The sequence below is a fragment of the Gemmatimonas sp. genome, from assembly GCF_044344655.1.
Taxonomy (GTDB): Bacteria; Gemmatimonadota; Gemmatimonadetes; order Gemmatimonadales; family Gemmatimonadaceae; genus Gemmatimonas.
The window spans coordinates 54,584-79,417 of the sequence record NZ_JBIJCN010000007.1; the positions used below are offsets into that span (position 1 = coordinate 54,584).

Annotated in this window: 20 protein-coding genes; 12 read left to right on the forward strand and 8 right to left on the reverse strand. The window is 69.6% G+C overall.

Annotation, left to right across the window (positions count from 1 at the left end):
• Positions 1 to 2 precede the first annotated feature (2 nt).
• From ACIQ51_RS04030 to ACIQ51_RS04050, 5 genes are all read right to left on the reverse strand, one after another.
• Positions 3 to 2,513, reverse strand: a complete 2,511-nt coding sequence (locus ACIQ51_RS04030) for an AAA family ATPase (protein ID WP_396203724.1) — start codon at positions 2,511 to 2,513, stop codon at positions 3 to 5.
• Position 2,514: 1 nt separating this feature from the next.
• Positions 2,515 to 3,714, reverse strand: coding sequence for an exonuclease SbcCD subunit D (locus ACIQ51_RS04035; RefSeq protein ID WP_396203725.1), 1,200 nt, complete (start codon positions 3,712 to 3,714; stop codon positions 2,515 to 2,517).
• Positions 3,715 to 3,754: 40 nt separating this feature from the next.
• On the reverse strand, positions 3,755 to 4,630 hold the full coding sequence (locus ACIQ51_RS04040; RefSeq protein WP_396203726.1) for a hypothetical protein: 876 nt from the start codon (positions 4,628 to 4,630) through the stop codon (positions 3,755 to 3,757).
• A gap of 122 nt (positions 4,631 to 4,752) precedes the next feature.
• Positions 4,753 to 6,741, reverse strand: a complete 1,989-nt coding sequence (locus tag ACIQ51_RS04045; RefSeq protein WP_396203727.1) for an ATP-binding protein — start codon at positions 6,739 to 6,741, stop codon at positions 4,753 to 4,755.
• Entirely contained in the window at positions 6,738 to 7,805 is a 1,068-nt protein-coding gene (locus ACIQ51_RS04050) for a hypothetical protein (RefSeq protein WP_396203728.1), read from the reverse strand. Before ACIQ51_RS04050 ends, ACIQ51_RS04045 begins: the two co-directional genes overlap by 4 nt.
• Before the next feature lie 93 nt (positions 7,806 to 7,898).
• Here ACIQ51_RS04050 and ACIQ51_RS04055 point away from each other — a divergent pair, with 93 nt between their 5' ends.
• Positions 7,899 to 8,867 carry a hypothetical protein gene (locus ACIQ51_RS04055; protein ID WP_396203729.1) on the forward strand — a complete coding sequence of 323 codons (969 nt, stop codon included), beginning with the start codon at positions 7,899 to 7,901 and terminating at the stop codon, positions 8,865 to 8,867.
• A gap of 21 nt (positions 8,868 to 8,888) precedes the next feature.
• Here ACIQ51_RS04055 and ACIQ51_RS04060 read toward each other — a convergent pair whose 3' ends face one another.
• Together ACIQ51_RS04060 and ACIQ51_RS04065 are read right to left on the reverse strand one after the other, a co-directional pair.
• Positions 8,889 to 9,167, reverse strand: a complete 279-nt coding sequence (locus ACIQ51_RS04060) for an Lrp/AsnC family transcriptional regulator (RefSeq protein WP_396203730.1) — start codon at positions 9,165 to 9,167, stop codon at positions 8,889 to 8,891.
• A gap of 17 nt (positions 9,168 to 9,184) precedes the next feature.
• Complete coding sequence (locus ACIQ51_RS04065; RefSeq protein ID WP_396203731.1) at positions 9,185 to 10,336, reverse strand: pyridoxal phosphate-dependent aminotransferase; 1,152 nt, start codon at positions 10,334 to 10,336, stop codon at positions 9,185 to 9,187.
• 423 nt (positions 10,337 to 10,759) lie between these two features.
• Between ACIQ51_RS04065 and ACIQ51_RS04070 the strand changes: the two genes are divergently transcribed.
• The 5 genes from ACIQ51_RS04070 to gcvH all read left to right on the forward strand — a co-directional run bounded on the left by ACIQ51_RS04070 (position 10,760) and on the right by gcvH (position 15,327).
• A complete protein-coding gene (locus ACIQ51_RS04070; RefSeq protein WP_396203732.1) occupies positions 10,760 to 12,601 on the forward strand; it encodes a DbpA RNA binding domain-containing protein in 1,842 nt (613 codons plus the stop codon).
• Positions 12,602 to 12,604: 3 nt separating this feature from the next.
• On the forward strand, positions 12,605 to 13,216 hold the full coding sequence (locus ACIQ51_RS04075; protein ID WP_396203733.1) for a thymidine kinase: 612 nt from the start codon (positions 12,605 to 12,607) through the stop codon (positions 13,214 to 13,216).
• Between the two features lie 147 nt (positions 13,217 to 13,363).
• Positions 13,364 to 14,179, forward strand: coding sequence for a helix-turn-helix domain-containing protein (locus tag ACIQ51_RS04080; protein WP_396203734.1), 816 nt, complete (start codon positions 13,364 to 13,366; stop codon positions 14,177 to 14,179).
• A 62-nt stretch (positions 14,180 to 14,241) separates the two neighbouring features.
• Positions 14,242 to 14,862 (forward strand): dephospho-CoA kinase, encoded by a 621-nt coding sequence (coaE, locus tag ACIQ51_RS04085; RefSeq protein WP_396203735.1) that lies wholly within the window; start codon positions 14,242 to 14,244, stop codon positions 14,860 to 14,862.
• A 78-nt stretch (positions 14,863 to 14,940) separates the two neighbouring features.
• Positions 14,941 to 15,327, forward strand: coding sequence for a glycine cleavage system protein GcvH (gene gcvH, locus ACIQ51_RS04090; RefSeq protein WP_396203736.1), 387 nt, complete (start codon positions 14,941 to 14,943; stop codon positions 15,325 to 15,327).
• 134 nt (positions 15,328 to 15,461) lie between these two features.
• On the opposite strand, the gene gcvP is transcribed toward gcvH, so the two are convergent.
• Positions 15,462 to 18,368 carry an aminomethyl-transferring glycine dehydrogenase gene (gene gcvP / locus ACIQ51_RS04095; protein WP_396203737.1) on the reverse strand — a complete coding sequence of 969 codons (2,907 nt, stop codon included), beginning with the start codon at positions 18,366 to 18,368 and terminating at the stop codon, positions 15,462 to 15,464.
• A gap of 158 nt (positions 18,369 to 18,526) precedes the next feature.
• Here gcvP and ACIQ51_RS04100 point away from each other — a divergent pair, with 158 nt between their 5' ends.
• Genes ACIQ51_RS04100 through ACIQ51_RS04125 form a run of 6 tightly spaced genes read left to right on the forward strand, consistent with a single transcriptional unit; the run spans position 18,527 to position 24,809 of the window.
• Positions 18,527 to 19,369 carry a biotin/lipoate A/B protein ligase family protein gene (locus ACIQ51_RS04100; RefSeq protein ID WP_396203738.1) on the forward strand — a complete coding sequence of 281 codons (843 nt, stop codon included), beginning with the start codon at positions 18,527 to 18,529 and terminating at the stop codon, positions 19,367 to 19,369.
• Complete coding sequence (locus tag ACIQ51_RS04105) at positions 19,351 to 21,045, forward strand: peptide ABC transporter substrate-binding protein (RefSeq protein ID WP_396203739.1); 1,695 nt, start codon at positions 19,351 to 19,353, stop codon at positions 21,043 to 21,045. Before ACIQ51_RS04100 ends, ACIQ51_RS04105 begins: the two co-directional genes overlap by 19 nt.
• Positions 21,046 to 21,062: 17 nt before the next feature.
• A complete protein-coding gene (locus tag ACIQ51_RS04110) occupies positions 21,063 to 21,248 on the forward strand; it encodes a hypothetical protein (protein ID WP_396203740.1) in 186 nt (61 codons plus the stop codon).
• Positions 21,245 to 22,264 carry an ABC transporter ATP-binding protein gene (locus tag ACIQ51_RS04115; protein ID WP_396203741.1) on the forward strand — a complete coding sequence of 340 codons (1,020 nt, stop codon included), beginning with the start codon at positions 21,245 to 21,247 and terminating at the stop codon, positions 22,262 to 22,264. The genes ACIQ51_RS04110 and ACIQ51_RS04115 overlap by 4 nt, the downstream gene beginning before the upstream one ends.
• Positions 22,261 to 23,283: an ABC transporter ATP-binding protein gene (locus tag ACIQ51_RS04120; RefSeq protein WP_396203742.1), complete on the forward strand. Its 1,023-nt coding sequence runs from the start codon at positions 22,261 to 22,263 to the stop codon at positions 23,281 to 23,283. The genes ACIQ51_RS04115 and ACIQ51_RS04120 overlap by 4 nt, the downstream gene beginning before the upstream one ends.
• Positions 23,280 to 24,809 carry a peptide MFS transporter gene (locus ACIQ51_RS04125; RefSeq protein ID WP_396203743.1) on the forward strand — a complete coding sequence of 510 codons (1,530 nt, stop codon included), beginning with the start codon at positions 23,280 to 23,282 and terminating at the stop codon, positions 24,807 to 24,809. Before ACIQ51_RS04120 ends, ACIQ51_RS04125 begins: the two co-directional genes overlap by 4 nt.
• The last annotated feature ends 25 nt before the right edge of the window (positions 24,810 to 24,834 follow it).

The window sequence follows — 24,834 nt, forward strand, 5'->3', positions numbered from 1 at the left end:
CCTCAGGCTCCGGTGAGCGAAAGCGCATCGGCGGCCGGATCCGCCGCCTCGAACGCCGCGTTGTTCGCCGCGTCGCTCGCCGCGTCGCTCGCCGCGTCGTCCTCGGCCAGCATCGACGTCCCGCTGGTCACGACACTGCAGCCGGTCGTTTCGTCGAAGCGCACCAGCAACAGCCGATCGAGCCCTTCACGGACCTGCTCGATGTGGGTGATCACAATCACCTGCTCGAACCGGTCATTCAGCCGCCGCAGCAGTTCCACCACGTTCGCGCGGCGGGTTTCGTCGAGCGAGCCAAACACCTCGTCGAGAATCAGCAGCGAGAAGGCTTGCCCGGCCCGCTCGGCGATCATCTGTGAAATCGCCAGGCGCAGCACGAGGTTGCAGAGGTCTTCCTCACCGCCGGAAATCACGGGCTTGGGCAGCCCGTCTTCGAGCACCTGCAGCCGATATTCCTCGTCGAACTCGAGCTGCGTATATCGCCCGTCGGTGAGATCGTCGAGGAAGCGGCTGGCGATCTCCGCGAGCTCGGGACGCAGCTGGAAGTTGAGATCGGTGCGAATGTCGGTGAGCGCGCGGTCGAGCTCATCGTGCAGCCGCTTCTCGGTTTCGAGCGTTTCGAGGCGGCCCTGCAGGCGCGCCAGCTCCCGACGACCCTGCTCGGCACTTTCCAGCGCGGCCCGCGCGCGCTCCGCCTCGCCGCTCGCCGACACCGCCTCGAGCTCCGCCCGGCGCGCCTCGCCGGACAGGGCCTCGTACGCCTCTCGCACAGTGACATAGGCGCCGTCGTCCATGCCGAGCGCGGCGCACTGTTCCTCGAGCGCCATCATGCGCGCACGGGCGTCGTCACGCGCCCCCAGCACGCGGGTGCGCTCGGTGCGGGTGGCGAGTTCGCGATCCACGAGCCCGCTTACGCGGGCCACACGCGTTTCGAGCTCCACGAGCTGCGCCACGCCATCGCGCAGCGCCGCGTGTGCGGCTGCGTCGTACCCGGTAGGGATGGCTGCGAGGGCCACCGTGGTGTCTTCGAGGCGCGCCGCCAGCTGCGTGCGCTGGTCGGTCACCTGCACCACTTCCGCCAGCGCAGCCTGAATGCGCGCCAACCGACGCTCTGCCGCTGCGACCTCCTGCTGGGTACCGCGGCGGGTCTCCTCGAGCGTCTCGATCACCGCCGGGGCCTGCGCCAGCTGCTCGGCCCGTTGCCGGTAGTAGTTGCCGTCCACGCGCACCGTTTCGATCTGCTCACTGAGCTGCTCGAGCACCGTACGCACGTTTGCCCCAAGCGGGCGTCCGCAGGTGGGACACGGGCTCTCCTCCCCCAGTCCCTCGAGCGTCTCGCGCTGCTGCGTGAGCTCGGTGTACTGAACCCGCAGGGCGTCGAGACGCGTCTCGGCCTCCTGACGGTCCCGTGCCCACGCGGTGCGCTCCTGGTCGAGCGTGCGCTCCGATTCCGCGAGGCTCTGGCGCAACGTGGCGAGTTGGCCGGTGGTCTCCTTCTCGAGGGTCGGCGCCGTATCGAGCCGCGCCGCACGCTCGGTCAGCTTGGCCTCTTCCTCGGCGTAGGCCTTCACGCGCTCCATGAGCGCCTGACGGCGCGCATCCGCGATGGCCAGCTGCTCCTGCGCGGCCAGGTCAGCGCGCACGGTGTGCCGCACGGCGATCTGGTCGCGCAGCGGGACCAGCTCCGCGTGGGCCTGGGCGACGGCATCGAGTTCGCGATCGAGCCGCTCCACATCCCGCGCGAAGCTCGCCGCTTCGCTTTCCGCCACCCGCAGCTCCGAGACGAGCTGTTGGCGCCGTTCACGTTGCGCCTGGGCATCCTGCCAGCGCGGTGTAATGCCCGCGAGCTTCTCGGCCGCCGTCTGCTGCGCCACCTCGGCTTCCGCCGCCCGCGTTTTTGCCACGGCCACCCGCGCTTCCGCATCGGACACCGCACGCCAGATGGCATCCGGGTCGGGCATCCCCTGCTTGAGCCCATTGATCTCGGCGAGCAGCGCGCGGCGGCGCTCGCGGGTGAGCTCCTGGGCCCCGCTGAGGCGATCATACCCGAGGACGCGCGAAAGAAACCGGGCGCGCTCGGCCGGGCCGAGCGCGGCCATCACATCGAGTTCCTTCTGCCCCGTGAAGTAGGTGTGAAAGAACTCGGCGCGCGTCATCCCCACGCGGCGCTGCAGGAGTTCGGTGGCCCCGGTGATGGTGTTCGCGATCGGCGTGTCACCGTCGTCGAGAAACACTTCGGCATTGGTGAGCCCGCGGACCACCCGATACCGATGTCGGGCCAGTTCGAAGGCCAGCTCCACCTTGACGGCGGCGCGTGGCGCGGCCCGGGTGAAACGAATGCCGTCACGCGTGCCGCGAGCGGCGGGGTTGCCGTAAAGCGCCCAGGCGATCGCCTCGAGCAGGGTGGACTTGCCAGACCCGTTGGGGCCGATGATGCCTGTCAGCCCGCGATCGAAAGTGATCCGTGTGTCGGCGTGCTGTCGGAAATTCTGGAGCCGCAGCGAAAGGAGTCGCATGTCAGCCCTCCAGCACGGGCAGCGCGGCCATCGCGGCGTCTTCGGCCTGCTGCAGATAGCGCAGGCCAAGCGCGACGAACTGCTCACGCTCAACGTCGGCGGGGATCGCGCGTTCGCGCAGCCGCTCCGTCACGATTTCCGGGAGCGTGGCGCGGCGGGCGCCGCCGCCGCCACCCGCCCCGCTTCGCCGCGGGATCGGCTCCGGACGTCGCGTATCGAGATGGAAGTGCATGGCGCGCTTGCGGTATTCGCGCAGGGCGGCGTGATCGAGCTCGCGCACCACGTGGCGCGCCACGTGGTGCACCGTCACGCGGATCACGCGATCGTCGATGCCGCCGGGGGCGGTCTCCACGCGGGCGCGGATCGCCCGGTCGAGATCCGGCGCGCTCATGCCGCTGGCGTCGATCGGCTCGAGGTCGAGCAGGGGGCGCGACGGGGCGACCGGATGAAAGCGGTGCGCACCGCTCACGAGGTCGTGTTCCACGAACCCCTTGCCCGGGATCTTCCGCTCGCGCTCTTCGTGCAGCTCGCCCCACGGATTGCTGCTCGTGTAATCGAGCGAGCCGCTGTAGTAGGCGCGCGGCGCGACTTCGCGATACACGTGGTAGTGACCGAGCGCCACGTAGCTCCACTGATCGGCGTGCAGCTCCGCAGGCTGAATCTCGATCGCCGCGCGATCGGCCGAGGCGGCGTGGGCCGGGAGCATGCCGGCGATCTCGCCGTGCAGCAGCAGCACGCGATGCGTGTAGCCGGCGGGCGGTACGAGCGGCGGGCGTTCGATACCCGGCACGTCGGGCACGGCGAGCACGGCGAGTGAGCGATCCGCAAAGGTAAACAGCTCAGCCTTCGCGTCGGCGACGAACACGCCGATCTCGCGAAAGAGCCGGAGAATGCACCCGGTTTCGGCGGTGCGTGGTGCGTCATGATTGCCCGCCACCATGACGATGGGCGTCTCGGGCAGCCGATCGCGCAGCTGCATGAACACCCGATAGGCGTGCAGGATAGCGGGATTGGAGGGGCGCACCGTGTGAAAGATGTCGCCGCCAATCACGATCAAGTCGGGAGCGAGGTCCACGATCTGCGCCGCTGCGCGCTGGGCGGTGGCCGCCACGTCGGCTTCACGCTGGTTGATCCCACCGGGCGTGAGGCGCTGATATTGACGGAAACCGAGGTGCAGGTCGGCGAGGTGGACGAGACGCATGCCCAAAGCTAATCGGCAGGCGCCCCGGCGAACGGCCGGTTCAGCGAACGCGCATGCGTTGGACGATGCGGACCTCGAGCCGCATCGGGCGTCCGCTCCCGGTCGGCCCGGACGCCACCTCCGACTGCAGCTCCATGACGGTGCGTGCGTCGGTGATCCACGCCCGGGTGCGATCCACCGTGAGCGTCCCACGGATGGTACCGGCGCTCACGAGCCGGGTGCCCGCCGGGAGCTCGCGTGCGGCCCCGTCGCGACGCAGCACGCCCGTGAGGGACATCCAGGCCTGACGCCCCCCGCGGGAGAGCGAATCGAGGCGCAGGCGCACCTGTACCACGCCATCCACACGGTAGGCATTGACCGGCAATGAGGGCAGCGTCATGTCGCGCTGCCACGTACGGCCCACCGTCACCGGCTCCTCAGGGAGCAGTCCCGGCATGGAGGCGAGCGTGACGCCCAGCGGGATAGCCGACGGCGGCGGATCGCTCATCCGCATGGCCCCGTTGGGGAGCACGGCAACGCGCACCTGCCGGGCCTCATCGCCCAGAGGTATGCGGACGGGACGCGGCGTTTCGCGGGCCATGCCAGTCCACATGACGATCGAATCCGTGGTGGCCAGCAACGTACTGGACGAGAGATCGCTTGCCTCCACCAGCGAATGGGCAAACAGCTGCACCCGCGTGACGCGCGTGTTGGTGCGGTCGGCGCGCGGACCGTACGCCGGCGCAGGGGTGCCCCCCCGCGTGTCCGCCAGCAGCGGGGGGACGCTGGAGCGCTCGCCATCCACGCGACGCCCACGGATGGCCACGGTCTGTTCCACCTGCAGCCGCAGCGTGTCGCCCACGCGCGGCCGCACCAGCAGCAGCACGGCGTCACCGCGCCGCTGGCCGTTCAGTACCGCGCCCTGCGGCGCAGTCACGTGTGCACGTGGTTGAGCCACCAGCGGCGACGGCCACGTGGTCACCAGTGGCGCGCACCACACGGCCAGCGCCAACGCACGCGGCGTTCCGGGCGGGATCGAGCGGGCGCGGACCCCGAACATCAGCCGCCGTATTCGTCAGACGCGAAGGGGCGCAGCGCGCGCGGACGCGGCGTCACCGCCTCCACCGCGGTGGCCGTGGGAACGGCACGCCGCTGCAGCTCACGTTGGAACGCGGCCTTCACGTTGTCGGGGCGAAGACGCAGCACCGCGTGACGCGCCGCCAATACCACGTGCTCGTCGTACAGGAGAATGGTTTGCTGCACCCAGCCCAACTCGATGCTGTCGTCGAGCTGACGGAGGTCGCGCGTGACGGCCTGCGCAGCGGTCGGTTCGGGGGCCTGCGGAAAGCGCTCCACCCCTTCGCGTCCCGTCATGACCGCGGGGCGCGGGAATCGCACGAACACCGGCTGCGCAAAGTGCGGATGCCGCACCATGAGCTGCCCCTTATCGAGCGTCGCGAGGCGTGCCTTCACCGCCGGACTGAGCACTTGGTACCCCGGTGTAGCAAGCTCATCCGCGTCCATGCGCCCGTACACCGTGGTACCGGCGTTCCCCACCACCCGGCGGTGCACCTGCGAGCGGAACTGCTCGGCACCGAACAGCACTAGTCCGAGATAGCGCCCGCGCTCAGCGATGTCGAGCAGCATCTTGCGCACGTAGGTATCGGCCCCGTCGTGCGGGGCGTACTTGTTGAGCTCGTCTACGAACACGACGACATGGTCCACGCCGAGGTCCCGCCGCTCGAGGTGCTCGCGCAGCTTGGAGACCACGCGGGCGAAGACGAGGTCCTGCGCGTCTTCCTCCACGTTGGCGATATCCACCACGTACACCGTGCGGTCCTCGAAGCTCCCGAAGGGGAGATCGGAGGCCAGCCCGTCGTCAGTCACGAGGCCGGCGCAACGGGTGGAGAGGTTGGAGAGCCGGTTGCGTACCTTGCGAATGGTGGCCGCGTGGTGCGTACGCCACGTATCGCCGTTGGACTCTTCGAGCTTCCGCAACACCTCCCGGAACCAGGCGTCGAGATCCGCGAACGACTGCACGCGGTGCGTGCGCGTGAATCCCGGGTCCTCGAAGCTCTTGCCCACCACGCGTTCGCGGATGAAGTCGATGAGCGCATCGGCCTTGGCGTCCACGTCATCCTTGTTGAGCAGCACTTCAGCGAACTGCAACACCTCGCCGAGCCCCCACGTGAGCGGTGTCACGGTGTGTGCGAGATCGGGGTGCGAGCGGAGCGTGTTGAGGGCGTATCCGCGCGGCGTATAGGGGGCGAAGTAACGCACCTGCTCGAAGGGCGCGGCGGGCACGTCCAGCAGGTCGTAGATCGCCCGGTCGGCGTCGTCGAGGCGCCCCGGCTGATCGAGGAAGCAAAGATCGGGCCCCTTCACGTTGAAGCAGACCGCCGCCACGCTGCCGCGATGTGCGGGAAAGTGCGTGAACAACGACTGCAGCAGCCACTCGATCGCGCTGGTCTTGGTGGCCAGTCCCGACACGCCGGAGATATTGAGATGCGCGGCTTCCGGCCCCACGAGGAAATCCGCATCGAGATACACGGGCGATCGCAGGCCACCGGCCCGGTACACGCCGATAGGAATGCCGGTGGCGTGCGCACCGCGGATGTAGCCATCCATGCGGAGTGCCATCGCCACGTCATCGTCGTTGGCGAGATACACGGCGCCCATGGGCACCGGCTGCAGCGGCTCTTCGGGAATGTGGCGCAGGACCTGCGCCGTATAGAGCCGGACTTCGGTGCGGTCGGTGGGTACCGGGATCTCCCCCGCCGGCTGCCCATCGTACCCCAACACCTCGTGCAACGGCGACTGCAGATCGGAGTAGCTGAAGCCCTCCATCACCACACCGTACACGTGTGGAATGACCGCCTCGACCGGGGTGCGCCCCTCCACCCGCACGATCGTGCCGATGCCGATCGGGGCATCGAGTGCCGTCCAGAAATGAAATTCGTGCGGGGTATTGGGACGGCGCTCGGTGGCGACCACCCGTCCCACCGGCGGGCCGGCGACCGGCTGCGGCGCGATATGCGATTGAGTCACGGACCCACCAGGGACTGCAAATAGGTTTCGACGGCATGCACGCCGTACGTGAGCGTGTCCCAGCGGGCATCGGGGAGCGAAACCGGGGCACGTTCGAGCAGGATCGCGGAAGACAGCAGGTTGCAGAGCGCGGTGATCGCGCGCCGCCCATCGGGATGATCGGCATCATCGAGCAACGCGGGCGGTGACACCACCTCGACCCGCACGAGTCCGAAGAGCGGATCCCCATGGGCGGGTGCCCGCACGCGCAGGTACCAACTCGCCACGGCGCGTCGCGGGCGGTGCCCCACGAGGAATGCCGGCGAACGTTCTCCTTCACGCAGCGCGAGAACCGTGCGCACGGCGGCGGCATCACCGTACAGGGTGGTGTGCGACTTGACCACGCCGAAGACCGGCGCCTGCGCCGTCAACGCGAGATTGCCCGACACCCCGCCATCGATCCAGAGCCAGCGCGTTTCTCCGGCGCACCACTCCGCCGCGAGCTGGCGTTCGAGCTGCTCGCGCTCGAGGGCCACCGCATCGAGCGCCCGACTGCGCAGAGCGTGCGGATGCAGCGCCGCGTCACCAGGCGCGACGTCCGCGTCGGTGATGTCCACCAGCGGCACGCCGTCGTCGCGCAGCTGTTGCCACGCCGCGTCACCAAGCGCGGCGCGCGACGCCAGCAGCAGCCGCTGAACGACGGGACGCCGCCAGGTGCGGAGCTGCCGCGCCTCGCGCTCACGCACGGCCGCCGCCACCGCGCCCCACACCAGCGGCGTGCCCTCCACATGCGCCACGATGCGACTGCGCTGCACCCCGTCCAGAAAGGCGGCGACCAGCGGCGCCTCGGCGACCGACACCGTGACCGGCCCCGCTGCCTCCACCGGCACACACGATGCCACCACCGGCAGGTCGGCGCGCATGACCAGCCGCTCGAGCGGCGTACCCTCCGTGGTCGCGGCCACCGACACCGGCCCCAGCAGCGGCCTGAGCGCCCGGAGCGCGGCCTGAAGCGTGACCGGAGCGGGCGGGAGCGAGGTACCGGTCGCGGCGACCGCGGCAGGGATCGACGAGGAGGAGGGCACGAGGACAGGCTAGCTCGCCGCGAGGGCGGACACAACAGCAAGGGAAACGGATCCCCATTGAACTTCCGGCCGCTATCGGCCGAAACTGCGAGCGTGATCCATTTTCTCGGACGGCTCCGACAGTGTGCCCGCATGGGCCCCGCGATCGCCCTGGTGGCCGCCACCACGCTGAGCAGCTGCGATCGGGTGCAGTCCGCGCTCAATCCACCAGTGGTGGACCTCGGATGGCAGGCGGACAGCACGCTGCTCGCCGCCAATCCAACGCTGCTGCTCCGCGTGGTACGCGACGACAAGGGCGTGCGCGCTGTCCCCATTGGTACGGTGGGGGCCCGCGGCCTGCGCCCGCTCGGGATGACGCCACGCGGATGGCGCGCGCTCGACGTACGCCTGCTCCATTCCGGCAACAGCGTGGTGCCCTACCGAGGCAGTGATCCGCTGGCCCCGGTGCCGATCGCGCGCGGCATGTGGGAAGGCGCGCCACTCGACACCCTGCCCGGCTGCCGCGTGCCCGTGCCGGCCATCGCGATCGACGTGCCCGACGGGGTGCACCTGCTCACCAGCGGGTCAACACCGCTGCGCTCCACGTCACGCGCGATCGCCCGTGGCGAACTGCAGGATGTCCTGACCGTGGTGAATACCCTCGTGGCGCCTGCGGCCGGGGTCGCGCTGTCGCAGATGGCGAGGTACACGCGCTCGGTGTCGGTGGTCGCCACCAACGCGACGGCGCGTCCCACGATCGTGGTCACCTACGAGGACCCGACCGAACTGCCGGATTCGGCCACGCGGATCGCGGAACGTCCGCGCCAGCTGATCGTGGTGCTCGACAAGGGCGTGTACGGCTACAAGCCGTCGCTCACCTTCACCGACGTGAGTGCGAGCCGCGTGGCCCCCCGTCGCCGGTTCCTCGGCGCGCTCGACACGGACCATGATGGCAAGGCCGAGCTGTATTTCGGTCTCGGGGAGCGGATCGCGCAGGGGGCGCTGGTGACCTACGGCTACCAGTACGAGGGCGATGCGTGGCTCGAGCGTTTCAGCTACGAGCGCACGCGCTGTCAGGGGTGAGCCGACGGCGCGACGCGCGCATCATTCCACGCCGATGTCCCACGCCTGCTCCATGTCGCCCTTGCTGTAGGTGCGGAATGCCGTGAGCGTCTGGGTGCGCTGAATGCCGGGCACACGCGCGAAGGTCTGCGTGACGACCGTGGCGATTTGCTCAAGATCGGGGACGCGCACGATGACCACGAGGTCCCACGCGCCCGAGACACTGTACACTTCGGCCACGCCGGGGATGCCGGCCAGCGCGCTCGCGCACTCGGGGATGCCCTTGGGGTCAGCCTGCACCAGCACGATGGAGGTGATCATGACGACAATGCTCCGGGTCAGGCGGTGAGGCACGTGGCGATGCGCGTGAGTCCTTCCACGGCAATCGATTCGGTGGTGGCGTAGCTCGCACGGATCCAGTTGGGTGTCCCGAAGGCGCTCCCGGGGACGATCGCCACCTGGTACTCCTCGAGCACAGCGGCCGCGAACGCGGCGCCGGGATCAGCGGCACCGCGGAAGCCCTCCACGTTCACATAGATGTAGAACGCGCCGGCCGGATGCACGTACTGCACCGACGGGAATGCCGACAGGGCCGCCACCACCGCATCGCGGCGCTTTCGGAAGGCGGCCACCATCGCCTCGACTTCCACGTTCGCGCGCTCGTGCTGCGCGATGGCGGCGAGCGCCGCGTGTTGCGACACGGCGGCGGCGTTCGACGTGGTGTGTCCCTGGAAGTTGGTCATCGCCTTGGACACGGCCACCGGAGCGATCGACCAGCCGATACGCCAGCCGGTCATGGCGTAGGCCTTGGCCACGCCGTTGATCACAATCAGGTTGTCGCGCGACGGCGCGATCTCCAGCACCGACTGCGCGCGCTCCTCGTAGGCGATGCGCATGTAGATCTCATCGGCGATCACCCACCACCCCTTGGCCGATGCCAGCGCGAGAATGGCCGCGAGTTCGTCCCGTGAGTATACGGCGCCGGTGGGGTTGCTCGGCGAGTTGAGCATCAGTCCCTTCGTGGCAGGCGTGGCCGCCGCCTCGAGCATGTCAGCCGTCACCTTGAGCGAGTTGGCGGCATCACCGAGCACCGGCACGGCGTTGGCGCGCGCCAGTTCGACCATCTCGAAGTAGCTCGTCCACGACGGGATGGGGATGAGCACGTCGTCGCCGGGGCCGAAACAGCACACCACCGCGTTGTACAGCGATTGCTTCGAGCCGTTCGAAACCACCACCTCGGCGGGCGTGACCGGCACCCCCTGCACCTGGACCCGGTTAGCGTCGGCGGCGATCGCCTCGCGCAGCGGCAGGATCCCCTCCGTGTTGGTGTACCGGGTGGCGCCCGCCTCGATGGCCGCCGCCGCGGCGTCGCGAATGAACGCCGGCGTGTCGAAGTCGGGCTCCCCCGCACCGAGATCGATGACCGGGATCCCCTGCGCCTTGAGCGCCCGGGCCTTGGCGGCCACGGCGAGCGTCGCGGACTCCTTCAATCGGGCGATGTTCGGGGACGGCTGGAAGTGCAGCGGCATCTCGGGGCGCTGGTTCGGAGTGGTGTTGGGTCCGGAACCGACTATGTTCCGGGGACCGGAGGCCGACGCTACGGCCGGCGCTCCGGGGTGGACCGTCGACTTCGCTGTGTGGCGGGTGCCATGTCGGATCGTGCGGCAGGCCGTACGGTAGCATGGCAGCGAGCCGGTTGGCTCGGCTGCAGGGCAATTAAGCGTGCTCCGGGAGCACGCGCCATGACGGTCACGACGCGCCAGCGGGGCGCACCATACACCGATGGTTGGACCATCGGGCTGACTAACAACTGAAGGGGTGGGGTTGTGAGCGAGCAGGAACGGGAAGAGACGTCGCCAGGGGCGACGCGGAGCCAGCACGTGGTGCTGGAAGGGCCGGCGGATTTGCGTACCATGACCACGGCCATGCGCCCCGGCATCGAACGGAGCCGCGAAGGCGGCCAGACTGGCGCCCCCCGGTGCCTCGTCATCACCCCCACCATCGAACAGGCGATGGCCGCGGCCGATCAGGCCCGCCGTCTGCTCGGCACCCCCGACGCGCGTGTGGTGCCCGTGTCCGGTGTGGTGCGTGCCCGCCGCGTGCTGGGCGCGGCCCCGGTGGCCGTCGCCACCGGCACCCCGGCCGACCTGCTGGCGTTGCGCCGCGACGCCGCGCTCGATCTCGAGCAGTTGCAGACGGTCGTCATCGTCGGTCTCGACGAAATCCTCGCCGCGAGCGGCGGTGACACGCTGCAGGCGCTGCTGAGCGATGCCCCGGCCGACGTGTCGCGCGTGGCCACGCTCGAAACCGAAAATGAACAGACCGAGGCGTTCCTCGAGGCGCAGCTGCGCCGCGCGCGCCGCATGTCACCGCTGGTGATCGGTGATGCGGCGCTGGCGGTCACGCCACGGTTCTTCCTGACCTCGGCCTCCGGCCGCGCCGACGCGCTGCGGTTAGTGCTCGATGAAACCGATCCGCCATCACTGGTGATCGTGACGGCGACCGACACCGGTGCCGAAGACGCCACGGCGGCACTGGCCCGCCTTGGCATCACGGTGGACGGCCTCGCCGTGCAGGTCACCCGCACGCCCACGGCGCAGCACGTGGCGCTGGCGGTCCTTTGGGAAGCCCCGGCGTCGCACGACGCGCTCGTAGAGGCGCTCGCGATGCGTCCGGTGGACGCCGTCGCGCTGCTGCTCCCCGATGAGCTCCCGACCTTCCGTCGCATGACGCAGAACCTCGCGGAGGCGTGGACGCCCGCGCCCCGCAAGGCAAGCGCCGAGGATCGCGTGGCGCAGGTACGCACCGCGCTCCGCAACGCGCTCTCCAGCGGTGGGGCGACGGCCAGCGAACTCGCGCTGCTCGCGCCGCTGCTCGACACGCACGACGCCGTCGAAGTGGCCGCGGCCGCACTGCGCCTCTACGAGGCCACGCGTCGCGATGTGGCCGTTATCAAGGCGAAAGCGGCGGCCGCCGGCGCCAAGGCCAGCGCGCCGCGCGAGCCGCAGCGTGCGGCCGATGCGCCCGCGCCGGCTGCCGCTGGGCGCCAGCGCGTGTTCCTCGCCGCCGGCAAGCGTGACAACGTGCGGGTGGGCGACATCGTGGGGGCAATCGCCAACGAAGCCGGCGTGCCCGGCGACAAGATCGGCCAGGTCGATCTCTACGAATCGCACTCCACGGTGGAGCTGGCGGCGGAGGATGCGGCCAAGGTGGTAGCGGCGCTCTCCAGCGCCACGCTGCGTGGCCGTCGTCTGAGCGCGCGCATCGACGAGCGCGGCGACGGTCCGCCGCGCGGTGGATTCGGTGACCGCGGACCGCGCCGCGAGTTCGGTGGTGGGGATCGTGGCCCGCGCCGTGATTTCGGCGGTGACCGCGGCCCGCGTCGTGACTTCGGGGGCGACCGTGGACCGCGCCGCGAGTTCGGCAGCCGTCCGGCGCGCAGCTTCGACCGCGGAGAGCGTGGCGCCGGGGGTGGTGGCGAGCGTGGGCCGCGTCGTGACTTCGGGGGCAGCCGCGACGGCGGCCGCGACGGCGGCCGCGACGGCGGCCGTGAAGGCGGCCGTGGTGGATTCGGCGGCGGGTTCGGTGGCGGACGGCCACCGCGCGCCTCCGACGAGCGTCGCGCCTTCGGTGATCGTCCGCCGCGCGAACGCGCCGAGGGGCGTCAGGAGTGGTCGGAACGTGCGGAGCGCATGAAGCATGCGAAGCGCGAGCGTCCGGCGCGTCCGCCCATCGAGCGCAACGACGAGGCCTAAACGATGAGTGGCGGCTTTCAGGCATCCGGTGGATGGATGGAGGTCATCGCGGGCTCGATGTTCAGCGGCAAGACGGAGGAGCTGCTGCGTCGAGTCCGCCGCGCCACCATCGCACGCAAGCGGGTGCAGGTGTTCAAGTCGCATCTCGACGATCGCTACGCCGGACTGTGGGCCGTCTCGAGCCACGACCGGCGCACCTTCGATGCCACGCCGGTGGATTCGTCGTCGCAGATCATGCTGCGGCTCGATCCGATGGCGCAGGTGATTGCGATCGACGAAGTGCAGTTCCTCGATGCGGCGATCGTGAACGTGGTCTCGGCGCTCGCCAATCGCGGCCGTCGCGTGATCATGGCCGGGATCGACACGGACTTCCGCGGTGAACCCTTCGGCCCCATGCCGCAGCTCATGGCGGTGGCCGAGGTGGTGGACAAGCTGCACGCGATCTGCGTGCTGTGCGGGTCACCGGCCAGCCGCACCCAGCGGCTGCTCGAGGGCAAGCCGGCGCACTACGACTCCCCCACGATCATGGTCGGCGCGGCGGATTCGTACGAGGCCCGGTGTCGCGCCTGCCATGCGGTACCGAGGAAAGACGAGATACAGCAAACGCTGCTGTGAAGAAACGGGGTGCGTCGTCGACGCGCCCCGTTTTTTTGTCCCGGGGGAGACCGGGCGCCGGCGCCCCCGTGTGACGCTTCCCGCCGGTGCGGCGTCTTGAGGGTGATACGTCAGTCCACCTCCTCACTTCACCGGACGGATCGTCGCATGGGCGTAATCGCGACGTTGCTCGCGCACGAACCACGACTGTCCCGCCTGCGCGCAGCGGCGCGGGAGCGCTATCGCTTCGTGCCGTGCGATGACTGGACCTCGCTGACCCGGGCGTGCGAGCGTGGCCCGATCAATGTGGTGGTGTTCGACCTGTACGTGGATGGCCGCGCCGATTTCGAGCGGGTCCGTCAGCTGCGTGTGCGGGTGCCGCGTGCCGCCCTCGTCGCGTATGTGGACCTCACGCGTGAACGCGCCAAGGACATGTTCGACGCCGGGCGCTGCGGCATCGACGTGCTGATCGTGGCTGACGAAACGGACACGCCGCAGCTGCTCACGGCGTTGCTCGACCAGGCCGAGGCGCGCAGCGTGTCGAGTCTGTTGAAGCAGCATCTGGCGGGGCTCCGCAGCGTGGTGCGCGACGCAGTGATGCTGTCGGTCACGCGGGCGCACGAGCGCCTCACGCCGGACGGCCTGGCGCGTCTGATCGCGGTGTCGCGTCGCCTGCTGTCCAAGCGTCTCGAAGGGGCCGAGCTGCCACCGCCGCATCAGCTGATCACGTGGGGGCGTCTGATCGTCGCTGCGAGTATGCTGGAAGACGGCTCGCGCAGCGCCGATGGTGTGGCGAGCGCGCTCGACTTTCCGTCGGGCTCCGCCTTCCGCAACACCTGCCAGCGCTACCTGGGGTGCACGCCGCACCAGATCCGTCTGCGCGGTGGACCCCAGTGGGTGATTCAGGAGCTGCTGGTGAACCGCGAGAAGCGGCGCCGGGTGAGTGACCACGACGACGACCTGCACGACTCGGCTGCGGCCTGAGGGTCGGGGGGGGAGGGCGCACGGTGCCGGTGCGTCGTGCGCCGGGGCCCTAGATTCCCCGCATGGTCCATTTCGCACTCACCGGCAACATCGCCGCGGGCAAGTCCGCCGTCGCCGCGCTCCTCGCGCGGCACGGGGCGACGATCATCGACGCCGATGTCCTCGCGCGCGAGGCGGTGGCGCCGGGCACGCCGGGGCTTGCGGCCGTGGTCGATCGCTTCGGGGACGGCGTTCTTGTAGCCGACGGCTCGCTCGACCGCGCAGCGCTCCGCGCCCGCGTCTTCCGCGACCCCGTGGCGCGCGATGCCCTCAATGCGATCGTGCATCCGGCCGTGCGCCGACTGCGCGACGAGGCGGTGGCCGCAGCGCGCACGCGGGGCGACCGCATCGTGATCTCGGATATCCCGCTGCTGTTCGAGGTCGGGCTCGAGCAGGCGTTCGACGGCGTGATCCTCGTCGACGCCCCCGAAGCGGTGCGGCTGGAGCGACTCGTCCGCGACCGCCACCTTCCGCCCACCGACGCGCACGCAATGATCGCTGCGCAGTGGCCATCGGCACGGAAGCGCGCCGGCGCGACCTGGATCATCGACAATGATGGGGACCGCGCCGCGCTGGCGGCCCGCGTGGAGGCCGTGTGGGAGGCGATCGACGCACGTGCCGCCGGACGATCGGCAAACCCGTAGCCGGGCCCCGCTTCCCCTCCGGTCCCCGAACGCGGATACTTCGCCTGTTCGGTTTTTCCTTCCCATCTGGAGCCTTTCGTGTCGAACATTCCCGCCGATCTGCGCTATACCAAGGAGCATGAGTACGTCCGTGCCACGTCGGACGCCGATGTGGTGTACATCGGCATCACCGACTACGCGCAGGGCGAGCTGGGCGACATCGTGTACGTGGAGCTCCCCAAGGTGGGACAGACGTACGGCTCGCACGACGTGTTCGGCACCGTCGAAGCGGTGAAGGCCGTATCGGAGCTGTTCATGCCGGTCGCCGGCGAAGTGCTCGAGGTGAACGGCCGCCTCGACGGCGAGCCGGCGCTCATCAACAACGATCCGTATGGCGATGGCTGGATGATCAAGGTGCGCGTGGCCGCCGGCGGCGACGCGGGCCTCATGACGCCCGACGCCTATCGCGCCCAGCTCGGCGAGTAACGTCCGCTCGAGCGACTGAGGGCCCCGGTGCGTTGCGCGCCGGGGTGCACGGATCCTCGGCAGGCGGGGGATACACAAGCAAAACGGCGCGCCCACCGAAGCAGGCGCGCCGTTCTCACGTCTCACCGCTTACTTCACGCCGACGCCGGCGCGTAGGACTCGATCGGCGGGCAGGCGCACACCAGGTTGCGGTCCCCGAACGCGCTTTCGACTCGCCGCACCGTGGGCCAGAACTTCCGGTCGCGGGTCCACTGCGTGGGATACGCCGCCTGCTGACGCGTGTACGGATGCGTCCACGCATCGGCGGTGCAGTGCGATGCCGTGTGCGGCGCGTTCTTGAGCACGTTGTCCTCGCGGTCCGCTTCGCCGCACTCGATCGCCGCGATCTCCTCGCGCATGCCGATCATCGCTTCGATGAAGCGATCCAGCTCCGCCTTGCTCTCGCTCTCCGTGGGCTCCACCATGAGCGTGCCCGCCACCGGGAACGACAGCGTGGGCGCGTGGAAGCCGTAGTCCATGAGGCGCTTGGCCAGATCTTCCGCCTCGATCCCCGCTGCCGTCTTGAGCGACCGCGTATCGAGGATGCACTCGTGCGCCACCAGACCGTTCTGGCCGCGGTACAGCACCGGGTAATGCGCCTCGAGCTTCTTCGCGATGTAATTCGCGCTGAGAATCGCCACCTTCGTCGCGAGAGCGAGCCCCTCCCCGCCCATCATCTTGATGTACATGTACGAGATGGGCAGGATGCTCGCGCTGCCCCACGGCGCCGCCGAGATCGGGCCGATCGCGGTGCTCACGTCGTGCGACGCGACCACCGGGTGCGTGGGGAGATACGGCACCAGCTGCGTCGCCACGCCGATGGGACCCATGCCCGGGCCACCGCCGCCGTGCGGGATGCAGAACGTCTTGTGCAGGTTGAGGTGGCACACGTCGGCGCCGAGATCACCCGGACGTGACACCCCCACCATGGCGTTCATGTTCGCCCCGTCCATGTACACCTGACCACCGTGCGCATGGATGATGGCCGTGATCTCCTTGATACGCGCTTCGAACACACCGTGCGTGCTCGGGTACGTGACCATCAGCGCGCCGAGATTCGCCGCATGCTGTTCGGCCTTCTCGCGCAGATCGTCCACGTCGATGTTGCCATCGGCATCCGTCTTCACCACCACCACGCCGAAGCCGGCCATCACCGCCGACGCCGGGTTGGTGCCGTGCGCCGACTGCGGGATGAGGCACACCGTGCGGTGCGCGTCACCGCGTGCCTGGTGGTACGCCCGGATCACCAGCAACCCGGCATACTCCCCCTGCGAACCGGCATTGGGCTGCAGCGACACGCCCGCGAATCCGGTCACCTCGGCCAGATCGTGCTCGAGCTCACGGAACATCTGCGCGTAGCCTTCTGCCTGCTCGCGCGGGGCGAACGGATGCAGCTGCCCGAACTCCGGCCACGTGACCGGGATCATCTCGGCCGTCGCATTGAGCTTCATCGTGCACGATCCCAGCGGGATCATGCCATGCACGAGGGAGAAATCCTTGGCCTGCAGCGAGTAGAGATAGCGCAGCATCTCCGTCTCGCTGTGGTACTTGTGGAACGTGGGATGTGTCAGGAACGGCGTCACGCGACGGAAGCGCTCGTCGTAGCGCGTGTCGGCACCGCCGGCCACGCTGGCGTAGCCGAAGTCCACCGCGGCGTTGTTATTGAACACCGTCCACAGATCCACGATGTCCTGCTCGGTCGTGGTCTCGTCGACGGAGAGCGTGATCGTGCCGGGTTCCAGCACACGCAGATTCATGCGGTGCGCCTTCGCTGCCGCCAGGATGTCATCCTGACCATGCGCCCCCACTTCCACGCGCACCGTGTCGAAGTAGTTCTCGTGCGTGATCGAGAAGCCCAGCTTCTCGAGCCCCGCCGCCAGCGTCGTGGCGCGGCCGTGCACGCGCTCGGCGATCTGCATGAGACCCGCCGGGCCGTGATACACGGCGTACATGCTCGCCATCACCGCCAGCAACACCTGCGCCGTGCACACATTGCTCGTGGCCTTCTCGCGGCGGATGTGCTGCTCCCGCGTCTGCAGCGCCATGCGCAGGGCCGGCGCGCCTTCCGCGTCGCGCGAAAGCCCGATGATGCGGCCGGGCAGCAGGCGCTTGTAGTCGTCCTTGGTGGCGAAGAACGCGGCGTGCGGACCGCCGTAGCCCATGGGCACGCCGAAACGCTGCGTGTTGCCCACGACGATGTCGGCCCCCCATTCGCCCGGCGGCGTGAGCAGGCACAGTGCCAGCAGGTCACTCGCCACGATCACCATCGCCCCGGTCGCATGGGCCTGCTCCGTCAGCGCCCGGTAGTCCACCACGGCGCCGTCGGTGCCCGGGTACTGCAGCAGCACGCCAAACACGGTGTCGTCGAACGCGAAGTCGCGCGCATCGGCGACCTTCACCGTCACGCCGCGCGCTTCAGCGCGCGCCTGCACCACCGCGATCGTCTGCGGATGGCAATCGGCCGCCACCAGCATCACGTTCTTCGTGGCGTTGCCCTTGGCCGCGAAGGCCAGCGCCATCGCTTCCGCGGCGGCCGTGCCCTCGTCGAGCAGCGACGCATTGGCGATCTCCAGTCCGGTGAGATCGATCACCATGGTCTGGTAGTTGAGCAGCGCCTCGAGTCGCCCCTGCGCGATCTCGGCCTGGTACGGCGTATACGCCGTGTACCACGCCGGATTCTCCATCACGTTGCGCAGAATGACGTGCGGCGTGTGCGTGCCGTAGTAGCCCATGCCGATGAACGAGCGGAACACGGCATTCTTCGATGCGATCTGCTTGAGCGAGGCGAGCACCTGCGCTTCGCTCTGCTCGGGCCCGGTATCGAGCGTGCCGCGGAAGCGGATCTGCTCGGGCACGACGGCGTCGATGAAGGCGTCGAGCGAGCCGTAGCCGAGCGCGGCGAGCATCACCTGCTGCTCAGCGGCGCTGGGACCGAGATGACGCGGAATGAACGAATCGACCGCGGCGGGCGCGGGCGAGATGGTGCGCGTGGCCATGACCATCCTCAGAGAGAAACGGGCAGCGCCCGTGAAGGCGGCGAAAATGCAGCGCGGGGCGAGATACCGACGCCCCGCAGCTCCGATAATTTAATGGCAATGCCCCGCCACCCAACCGCTCGCACTGCGCGTCCGTGCACGCCCCGCCACGAGGCGTGGCCGGCGTGACGCACGCCGGTCGGTTCGGACCCGGCGATCGGACCGCGGCCCCGCCGCGCGGGGTGTTGCCGCGCGCATGGTCGTGGTGGGTCGATGGCGCGCGCGACGGCGTCACCAACATGGCCGCCGATCAGGCGCTCCTCGAGACGGTCCGTCCTGGCCATGGCACCTGGCGATGGTACGGGTGGGAGCGCCCGACGGTGTCGTTCGGGCGCAACGAGCGGCTCGCCGGTCGCATCGATGCCGACACGGTGGCCCAGGCGGCGCTGGCGGCGGTGCGCCGCCCCACGGGGGGGCGGGCCCTCCTGCACGGGCGGGAGCTGACCTACAGCGTCACCATGCCCCTCGACGAGGCGCTCCCGTGGCGCGCCGCCTACGCCGCCGTCAACCAGCTCCTGCTGCTGATGCTGCATCGCCTGCGTGTGCCCGCGGTGCTGGCCGGCGGCGGCGCCCCGGTGGCCCCTGAGGGCCCCGTCTGCTTCGAGGAGCCCGCGAGCGGCGAGATTACCGTGGCGGGGCGCAAGCTCGTGGGGAGCGCCGTCTGGCGTCAGGGCGGTGCCTACCTGCAGCACGGCAGCATCTTGCTCCACGACGACCAATCGCTCCTGCGCTCGCTCACCCCGCACGCCCCCCCGCCCCCGCCGGCCGCCTCGCTTGCCCATTGGTGCCCCACCCGGTCCGACGGGGACCTCACCCACGACGCGCACGCGGCGTTGCAGGGGCTGCTCACCGAGGCCGCCGGGCCGGATGGGGACATGGCGCCGTTCGTTCCGGATGCGGCCTTCGACCGGGCCCAGGCTCGGCAGCGCGCCCACTTCGCCGACAGCGCATGGCTCTGGCGCCGGTAGTCCGCCGCATTGCGGCGCTGCTCGCGGCGGGGCTGAGCACGTGGGCCGCAGGGTGCGGCGGCGAGGCCGCGCCGCGCGCGCCAGACGACGTGGGTGGCACGGTGGTGATCGTGAGCCCGGTGGAGCCCACCACGCTCTTCCCCCCACACGCCACCGGCACGCCGGCGGTCGCCATAGTGGCCGCCCTCTTCGACCGCCTCGCCGACATCGGCCCATCCCTCGAAACCGTGGGTGACGTGGGCGTCCGCCCGCGGCTCGCGTCGTCGTGGCAGTGGGCCCCCGACTCGCTCTCCCTCGCGTTCACGCTCGATCCCGCCGCGCACTGGCACGACGGCGCCCCGGTGCGTGCCGCCGATGTGGCCTACACGTTCCGCGCCTACACCGACGACGCGGTCGACGCCGAGCGGCGCTCCCTGCTAGGCAACATCGATTCCGTCACCGCCGCCGACGGGCGCACCGCCGTGTTCTGGTTCAAGCGCCGCACGCCGCAACAGTTCTACGACGCCACGTACCACATGCACGTGCTGCCGTCGCACCTGCTCGACTCCATTCCCATGGCGCGCGTGGGACAATCTCCCTTCGCGCGCCATCCGGTGGGCACGGGGCGTTTCCGCTTCGTGAATTGGGCAGCGCGGCAGCGCATCGAGATCGTGGCCGACACCACCAATGCGCGCGGCCGCGCGACGCTGGACCGCGTGATCTGGAGCATCGCCCCCGACCTCGGTGCCGCCACCGTCACGCTGTTCGCCGGCGAAGCGGACGTCTTGGAGGGCCTCGCTCCCGATCAACTCGCAGAGATCGGGCAGGCGCCCAGTCTGCGCCTCGTCGTGCAGCCGTCGCTCGCCTACCATTTTCTGGGCCTCAACCAGCGGGCGCCGTTCGACGGCAGTCAGCCGCATCCCGTCTTCGGCGACGCGCTGGTACGGCGCGCGCTGGCCATGGCGGTGGACCGCGAGCGCCTGGTGCGCACGGTGCTCGACTCGATCGGCACCGTGGCACTGGGCCCCGCCCCCCGCGCGCTGATCGCCGATACGGCCGCCATCAGGCAGATCGCCTACGATCCCGCAGCGGCGCGCGCGTTGCTCGATTCGGCCGGGTGGGTGGATACCAACAACGATGCCGTGCGTGAACGCCACGACGTACCGCTCGCCTTCGACATGCTGGTCCCCAACAGCAGCCCCACACGCCAGCGCATTGCCGTGCTGCTGCAGGAGCAGCTGCGCGCCATCGGCGTGCAGGTCACACCGGTGCCGCTCGAGATCGACGTGCTCAACGCGCGCATCCTCGGCAAAGCGTTCGACAGCTATCTGGGAGGCTGGATCATGAGCCCGGGGCTCGTGGGGATGCGGCAAACCTGGATGTCTACCGGCGCAAGCAACACAGTGTCGTATCGCAGCCCGGTCTTCGATGCCTGGGTCGACAGCGCCCTGTCGTCCTTTGATGCGGGCGCGTCGCGCCGCTATTGGACGCGCGCCCTCCAGCAAGCGGTGAACGACGTCCCGGCCCTCTGGTTGTACGAGCAGCGTGCGCCCATGGTGATGCACACGCGCCTGATCGTGCCCGCGCTGCGCGCCGATGGCTGGTGGGTTGATCTGGCCGATTGGCGGGTGGATCCGCGGCGGCGGATCGACCGTGACCGTATCGGTCTCGGCACGCCCGCTGGGGCGGCGCGCTGAACCACCTCACTCGGCGCATGAAGGCCCGACGGCGGCGGCGCTTCACCGCGACCCTCGCCTTGCGCGAGCGCTTTGCGGCGGTCCAGTTTGCGGGAGCGCCTGCGGAAGCGCATGCGGGAGTGCATGTGCTGCGTCTGGCGTCTGCTCCACTCCGACCGGAACGCGCCACCACCGGTTCGCCCACCACTGTCCCGCTACCGTGACCGCTACGCCCCAGACGCTGCTCGACGTGCAGTCGCTGCAGGTGGCCTTTCCCGGCGCCGGCGGCGACGTGTACGCGGTCGATGGCGTGAGCTTTCAGGTGGCCAACGGGGAGACGGTGTGCCTCGTGGGCGAGTCGGGGTGCGGCAAATCGCTCACGGCGCTCGCGCTGCTGCGGCTGGTCCCGCCGCCCGGGCGCATCACGGGGCCGGCGCACATCGTGTTCGACGGGCGCGACATCCTCTCGCTCGACGAGCGCGCGCTGCGCTCCATCCGCGGCCGCGAGATGGCGATGATCTTTCAGGAACCCACGACGGCACTCAACCCCGTGCTGACCGTGGGTGACCAGATCGCCGAAGTCGTGCGCGTCCACACCACGTGCAGCGCGCGCGAGGCATGGGACCAGGCCGTCGCGATGCTCGCACGGGTGGGCATTGCCGATGCGCCGGCGCGCGCGACGCAGTATCCGCACGAGCTGTCGGGCGGCATGCGCCAGCGCGTGATGATCGCCATGGCGCTCGTGCTCTCCCCGCGACTGGTCATTGCCGACGAGCCCACCACGGCGCTCGACGTGACCATCCAGGCGCAGATTCTCGAACTGCTGCGCGATCTGCGCACCCGCACCGGCATGGCGCTGCTGCTCATCACCCACGACCTCGGGGTGGTGGCCGAAATGGCATCGCGCGTGATTGTGATGTACGCCGGCCGCGTGGTTGAGGAAGCGCCCGTCGAGGCGCTGTTCGCCACCCCCTCGCATCCCTATACCCAAGGGTTGCTGTCGGCCATGCCGCGGCTTGGCGACGAGCAGGCACGCCTCACCACCATCCGCGGCAGCGTGCCGCCCCTTGGCGCGCTGCCGAGTGGGTGCGCCTTCCGTGACCGGTGCCCGTATGCCGTCGACCGGTGTGCCGTGGAGGAGCCGCGGCTCCAGTCGGTGGGCGCATCGCATCAGGCACGGTGTCATCTGGTGCAGGAGCCGGCGCGTCGCGTCGCGCCGGCCGGAGCCCCGCGGTCATGACGGCCAGCACGCATGTTCACGCGCCCGACGCGCCGCTACTCGCGGTGCGCGGACTGACCAAGCACTTCCCCATCCGCACCGGGATCTTGCAGCGGGTGACCGGCGCCGTGAAGGCGGTGGAACAGGTGTCGTTCGACGTGGGGCGCGGGGAAACGCTCGCGCTCGTTGGCGAGTCGGGGTGTGGCAAGACCACCACGGGGCGCGCGCTGCTGCGGTTGATCGAGCCCACGGCCGGCTCCGTGCACTTTGGCGGCACCGATGTCCTGCAGCTCAGGGGCGAAGCGCTCCGCCAGATGCGCCGCCGCATGCAGATCGTTTTTCAGGATCCGTACGGCTCGCTCAACCCCCGCATGACGGTCGGCAACGCGATCAAGGAAGGGTTGCTGGTCCATGACCTCGCCGAGGGCGCGGCCGCCAACCGGCGCGTGGCGCAGTTGCTCGACGAAGTGGGACTGCGGGCCGAGTATGCGGCGCGCTACCCCCACGAATTCTCCGGCGGACAGCGCCAGCGTATCGGGATCGCGCGGGCTCTCGCCGTGGAGCCGCAGTTCATCGTGTGCGATGAACCGGTGTCGGCGCTCGATGTGAGCGTACAGGCCCAAGTGGTCAACCTGCTGCGTGACCTGCAGCGTGAGCGCGGGCTGTCGTATCTGTTCATCGCGCACGATCTGGCCGTCGTGTCGCACATGGCCGATCGGGTGGCGGTGATGTATCTCGGACGCATCGTCGAGCTCACCACACGGGCGCAGCTGTTCAGCCGTCCGCGCATGCCGTACACCAAGGCGCTGTTGTCGGCGGTCCCCGTGCCGGAGCCGGGCGCACGCCGGGAGCGCGTCTTGCTGCAAGGGGACCCGCCGTCACCGGCCAACCCGCCGAGTGGGTGCGTGTTCCACCCCCGGTGCCCGCATCCCCTCAAGGACGCCGCGTGCACCCGCACCGTACCGCTGCTGGAAGAGAAGGCCCCCGGCCACTTCGTGGCCTGTATCAAGGAACCTCCCACCTCAGTCCCCACCCCGTGAGCACCGCCGTCACCACCGACCGATCCTTCTTTGGGCATCCCAAGGGACTCGGACTGCTGTTTACCACCGAGATGTGGGAGCGCTTCTCCTACTATGGTCTGCGCCCCCTGCTCGTCCTGTTCATGGCGGCCGCGCTCGAGGCGGGCGGCTTCGGGTTCGAGCGCACCCAAGCGTCGGCCATCGTGGGCATCTACGCGGCGAGCGTGTATCTCGCCTCGCTCCCCGGCGGCTGGATCGCCGATCGCTGGTTGGGACTGCGCCGCGCCATCCTGATCGGCGCGGTGCTCATCACCGGCGGCCACCTCGCGATCGGCGTCTCCGGCTTCGCCGGTGCCGACGTAGGCAAGTCGTTCTTCTTCCTCGGCCTCGTGCTGATCGTGCTGGGGACCGGGCTGCTCAAGCCCAACATCTCGGCGATCGTCGGTGACCTGTATCCCGAGGGCGGCGCCCGTCGCGACGCCGGCTTCTCGATCTTCTACATGGGCATCAACACCGGGGCCTTCGTGGGACAGCTCGTCACCGGGTATCTCGGCGAGCGGGTGAGCTGGCACTGGGGCTTCGGCGCGGCTGGTATCGGCATGGCCCTGGGGCTGGTGAGCTTCTGGCTCTTCGCCGGCAAGCTGCTGGGCCCGATCGGGCAGGACATCGTGCGTGATCCCGATCCCGCCGTGCAGGCACGCCGCGAGGCGAGCGTGCGCAACAGCACCCTGATCGGCCTCGCAGTGCTGGCGCTCGTGTTCGTGCTGGCGTCGAGCGGAGTGCTGGCGCTCGATCCGCAGGCGATCGGCGGCGCGATGACGTTCGTGCTGGTCGGCATCGCGGTGGCGTTCTTCGCCTACATCTTCGCCTTCGGCGGCCTCACGGGCGACGAGAAGAAGCGCAGCGCGGTGATCTTCGTGCTGTTCGTGTTCGCGGCGATCTTCTGGGCGGCGTTCGAGCAGGCGCCCACGTCGCTGCAGCTCTTCGCCAATGATTTCACCGACCGCAACCTCTTCGGCTTCAGCATCCCGGCCACGTGGTTCCAGTCGGTGAACTCGCTGTTCATCATCATCTTCTCCCCCGTGTTCGCGGCGTTGTGGGTGTGGATGGCGAAGCGCAACGTGGAGTTCTCGAGCCCCACCAAGTTTGCCCTCGGCCTCGCCCTCGCGGGCATCGGCTTCCAGCTCATGGTCTTTGCCGCCAACAAGGTGGTGGCCGGCGGCGGCAGCGTGCTCGTATCGCCGTGGTGGCTGATCGTCAGCTACCTGTTCCAGACGCTCGGCGAGTTGTGCCTGAGCCCTGTCGGCCTGTCGTCGATGACGAAGCTCGCGCCGCGGCGCTACGTGGGACAGATGATGGGCATCTGGTTCCTTGCTGCGTCGGTGGGCAACCTCGTGGCCGGTCTCGTGGGCGGCCATGTGGATCCCACGAAGCTCGAGCAGACCCCGGCGGTGTTCAGCGGCACGGCGATCGCCCTGTTCGTGTCGACGGCCATCCTGCTCGCGATGGTCGTGCCGATCCGCAAGATGATGGCGAACGTGAAGTAACGGCGCGATCGGGGCGGTGGCCCCG

Coding starts and splice junctions, on each gene's coding strand:
- ACIQ51_RS04105 (WP_396203739.1), top strand. CDS start 19,351: ATGGCTCTGGCGCCGGTAGTCCGCCGCATTGCGGCGCTGCTCGCGGCG.
- ACIQ51_RS04070 (WP_396203732.1), top strand. CDS start 10,760: ATGACCACGGCCATGCGCCCCGGCATCGAACGGAGCCGCGAAGGCGGC.
- gcvP (WP_396203737.1), bottom strand. CDS start 18,368: ATGGTCATGGCCACGCGCACCATCTCGCCCGCGCCCGCCGCGGTCGAT.
- coaE (WP_396203735.1), top strand. CDS start 14,242: ATGGTCCATTTCGCACTCACCGGCAACATCGCCGCGGGCAAGTCCGCC.
- ACIQ51_RS04035 (WP_396203725.1), bottom strand. CDS start 3,714: ATGCGTCTCGTCCACCTCGCCGACCTGCACCTCGGTTTCCGTCAATAT.
- ACIQ51_RS04030 (WP_396203724.1), bottom strand. CDS start 2,513: ATGCGACTCCTTTCGCTGCGGCTCCAGAATTTCCGACAGCACGCCGAC.
- ACIQ51_RS04060 (WP_396203730.1), bottom strand. CDS start 9,167: ATGATCACCTCCATCGTGCTGGTGCAGGCTGACCCCAAGGGCATCCCC.
- ACIQ51_RS04080 (WP_396203734.1), top strand. CDS start 13,364: ATGGGCGTAATCGCGACGTTGCTCGCGCACGAACCACGACTGTCCCGC.
- ACIQ51_RS04110 (WP_396203740.1), top strand. CDS start 21,063: ATGAAGGCCCGACGGCGGCGGCGCTTCACCGCGACCCTCGCCTTGCGC.
- ACIQ51_RS04075 (WP_396203733.1), top strand. CDS start 12,605: ATGAGTGGCGGCTTTCAGGCATCCGGTGGATGGATGGAGGTCATCGCG.
- ACIQ51_RS04120 (WP_396203742.1), top strand. CDS start 22,261: ATGACGGCCAGCACGCATGTTCACGCGCCCGACGCGCCGCTACTCGCG.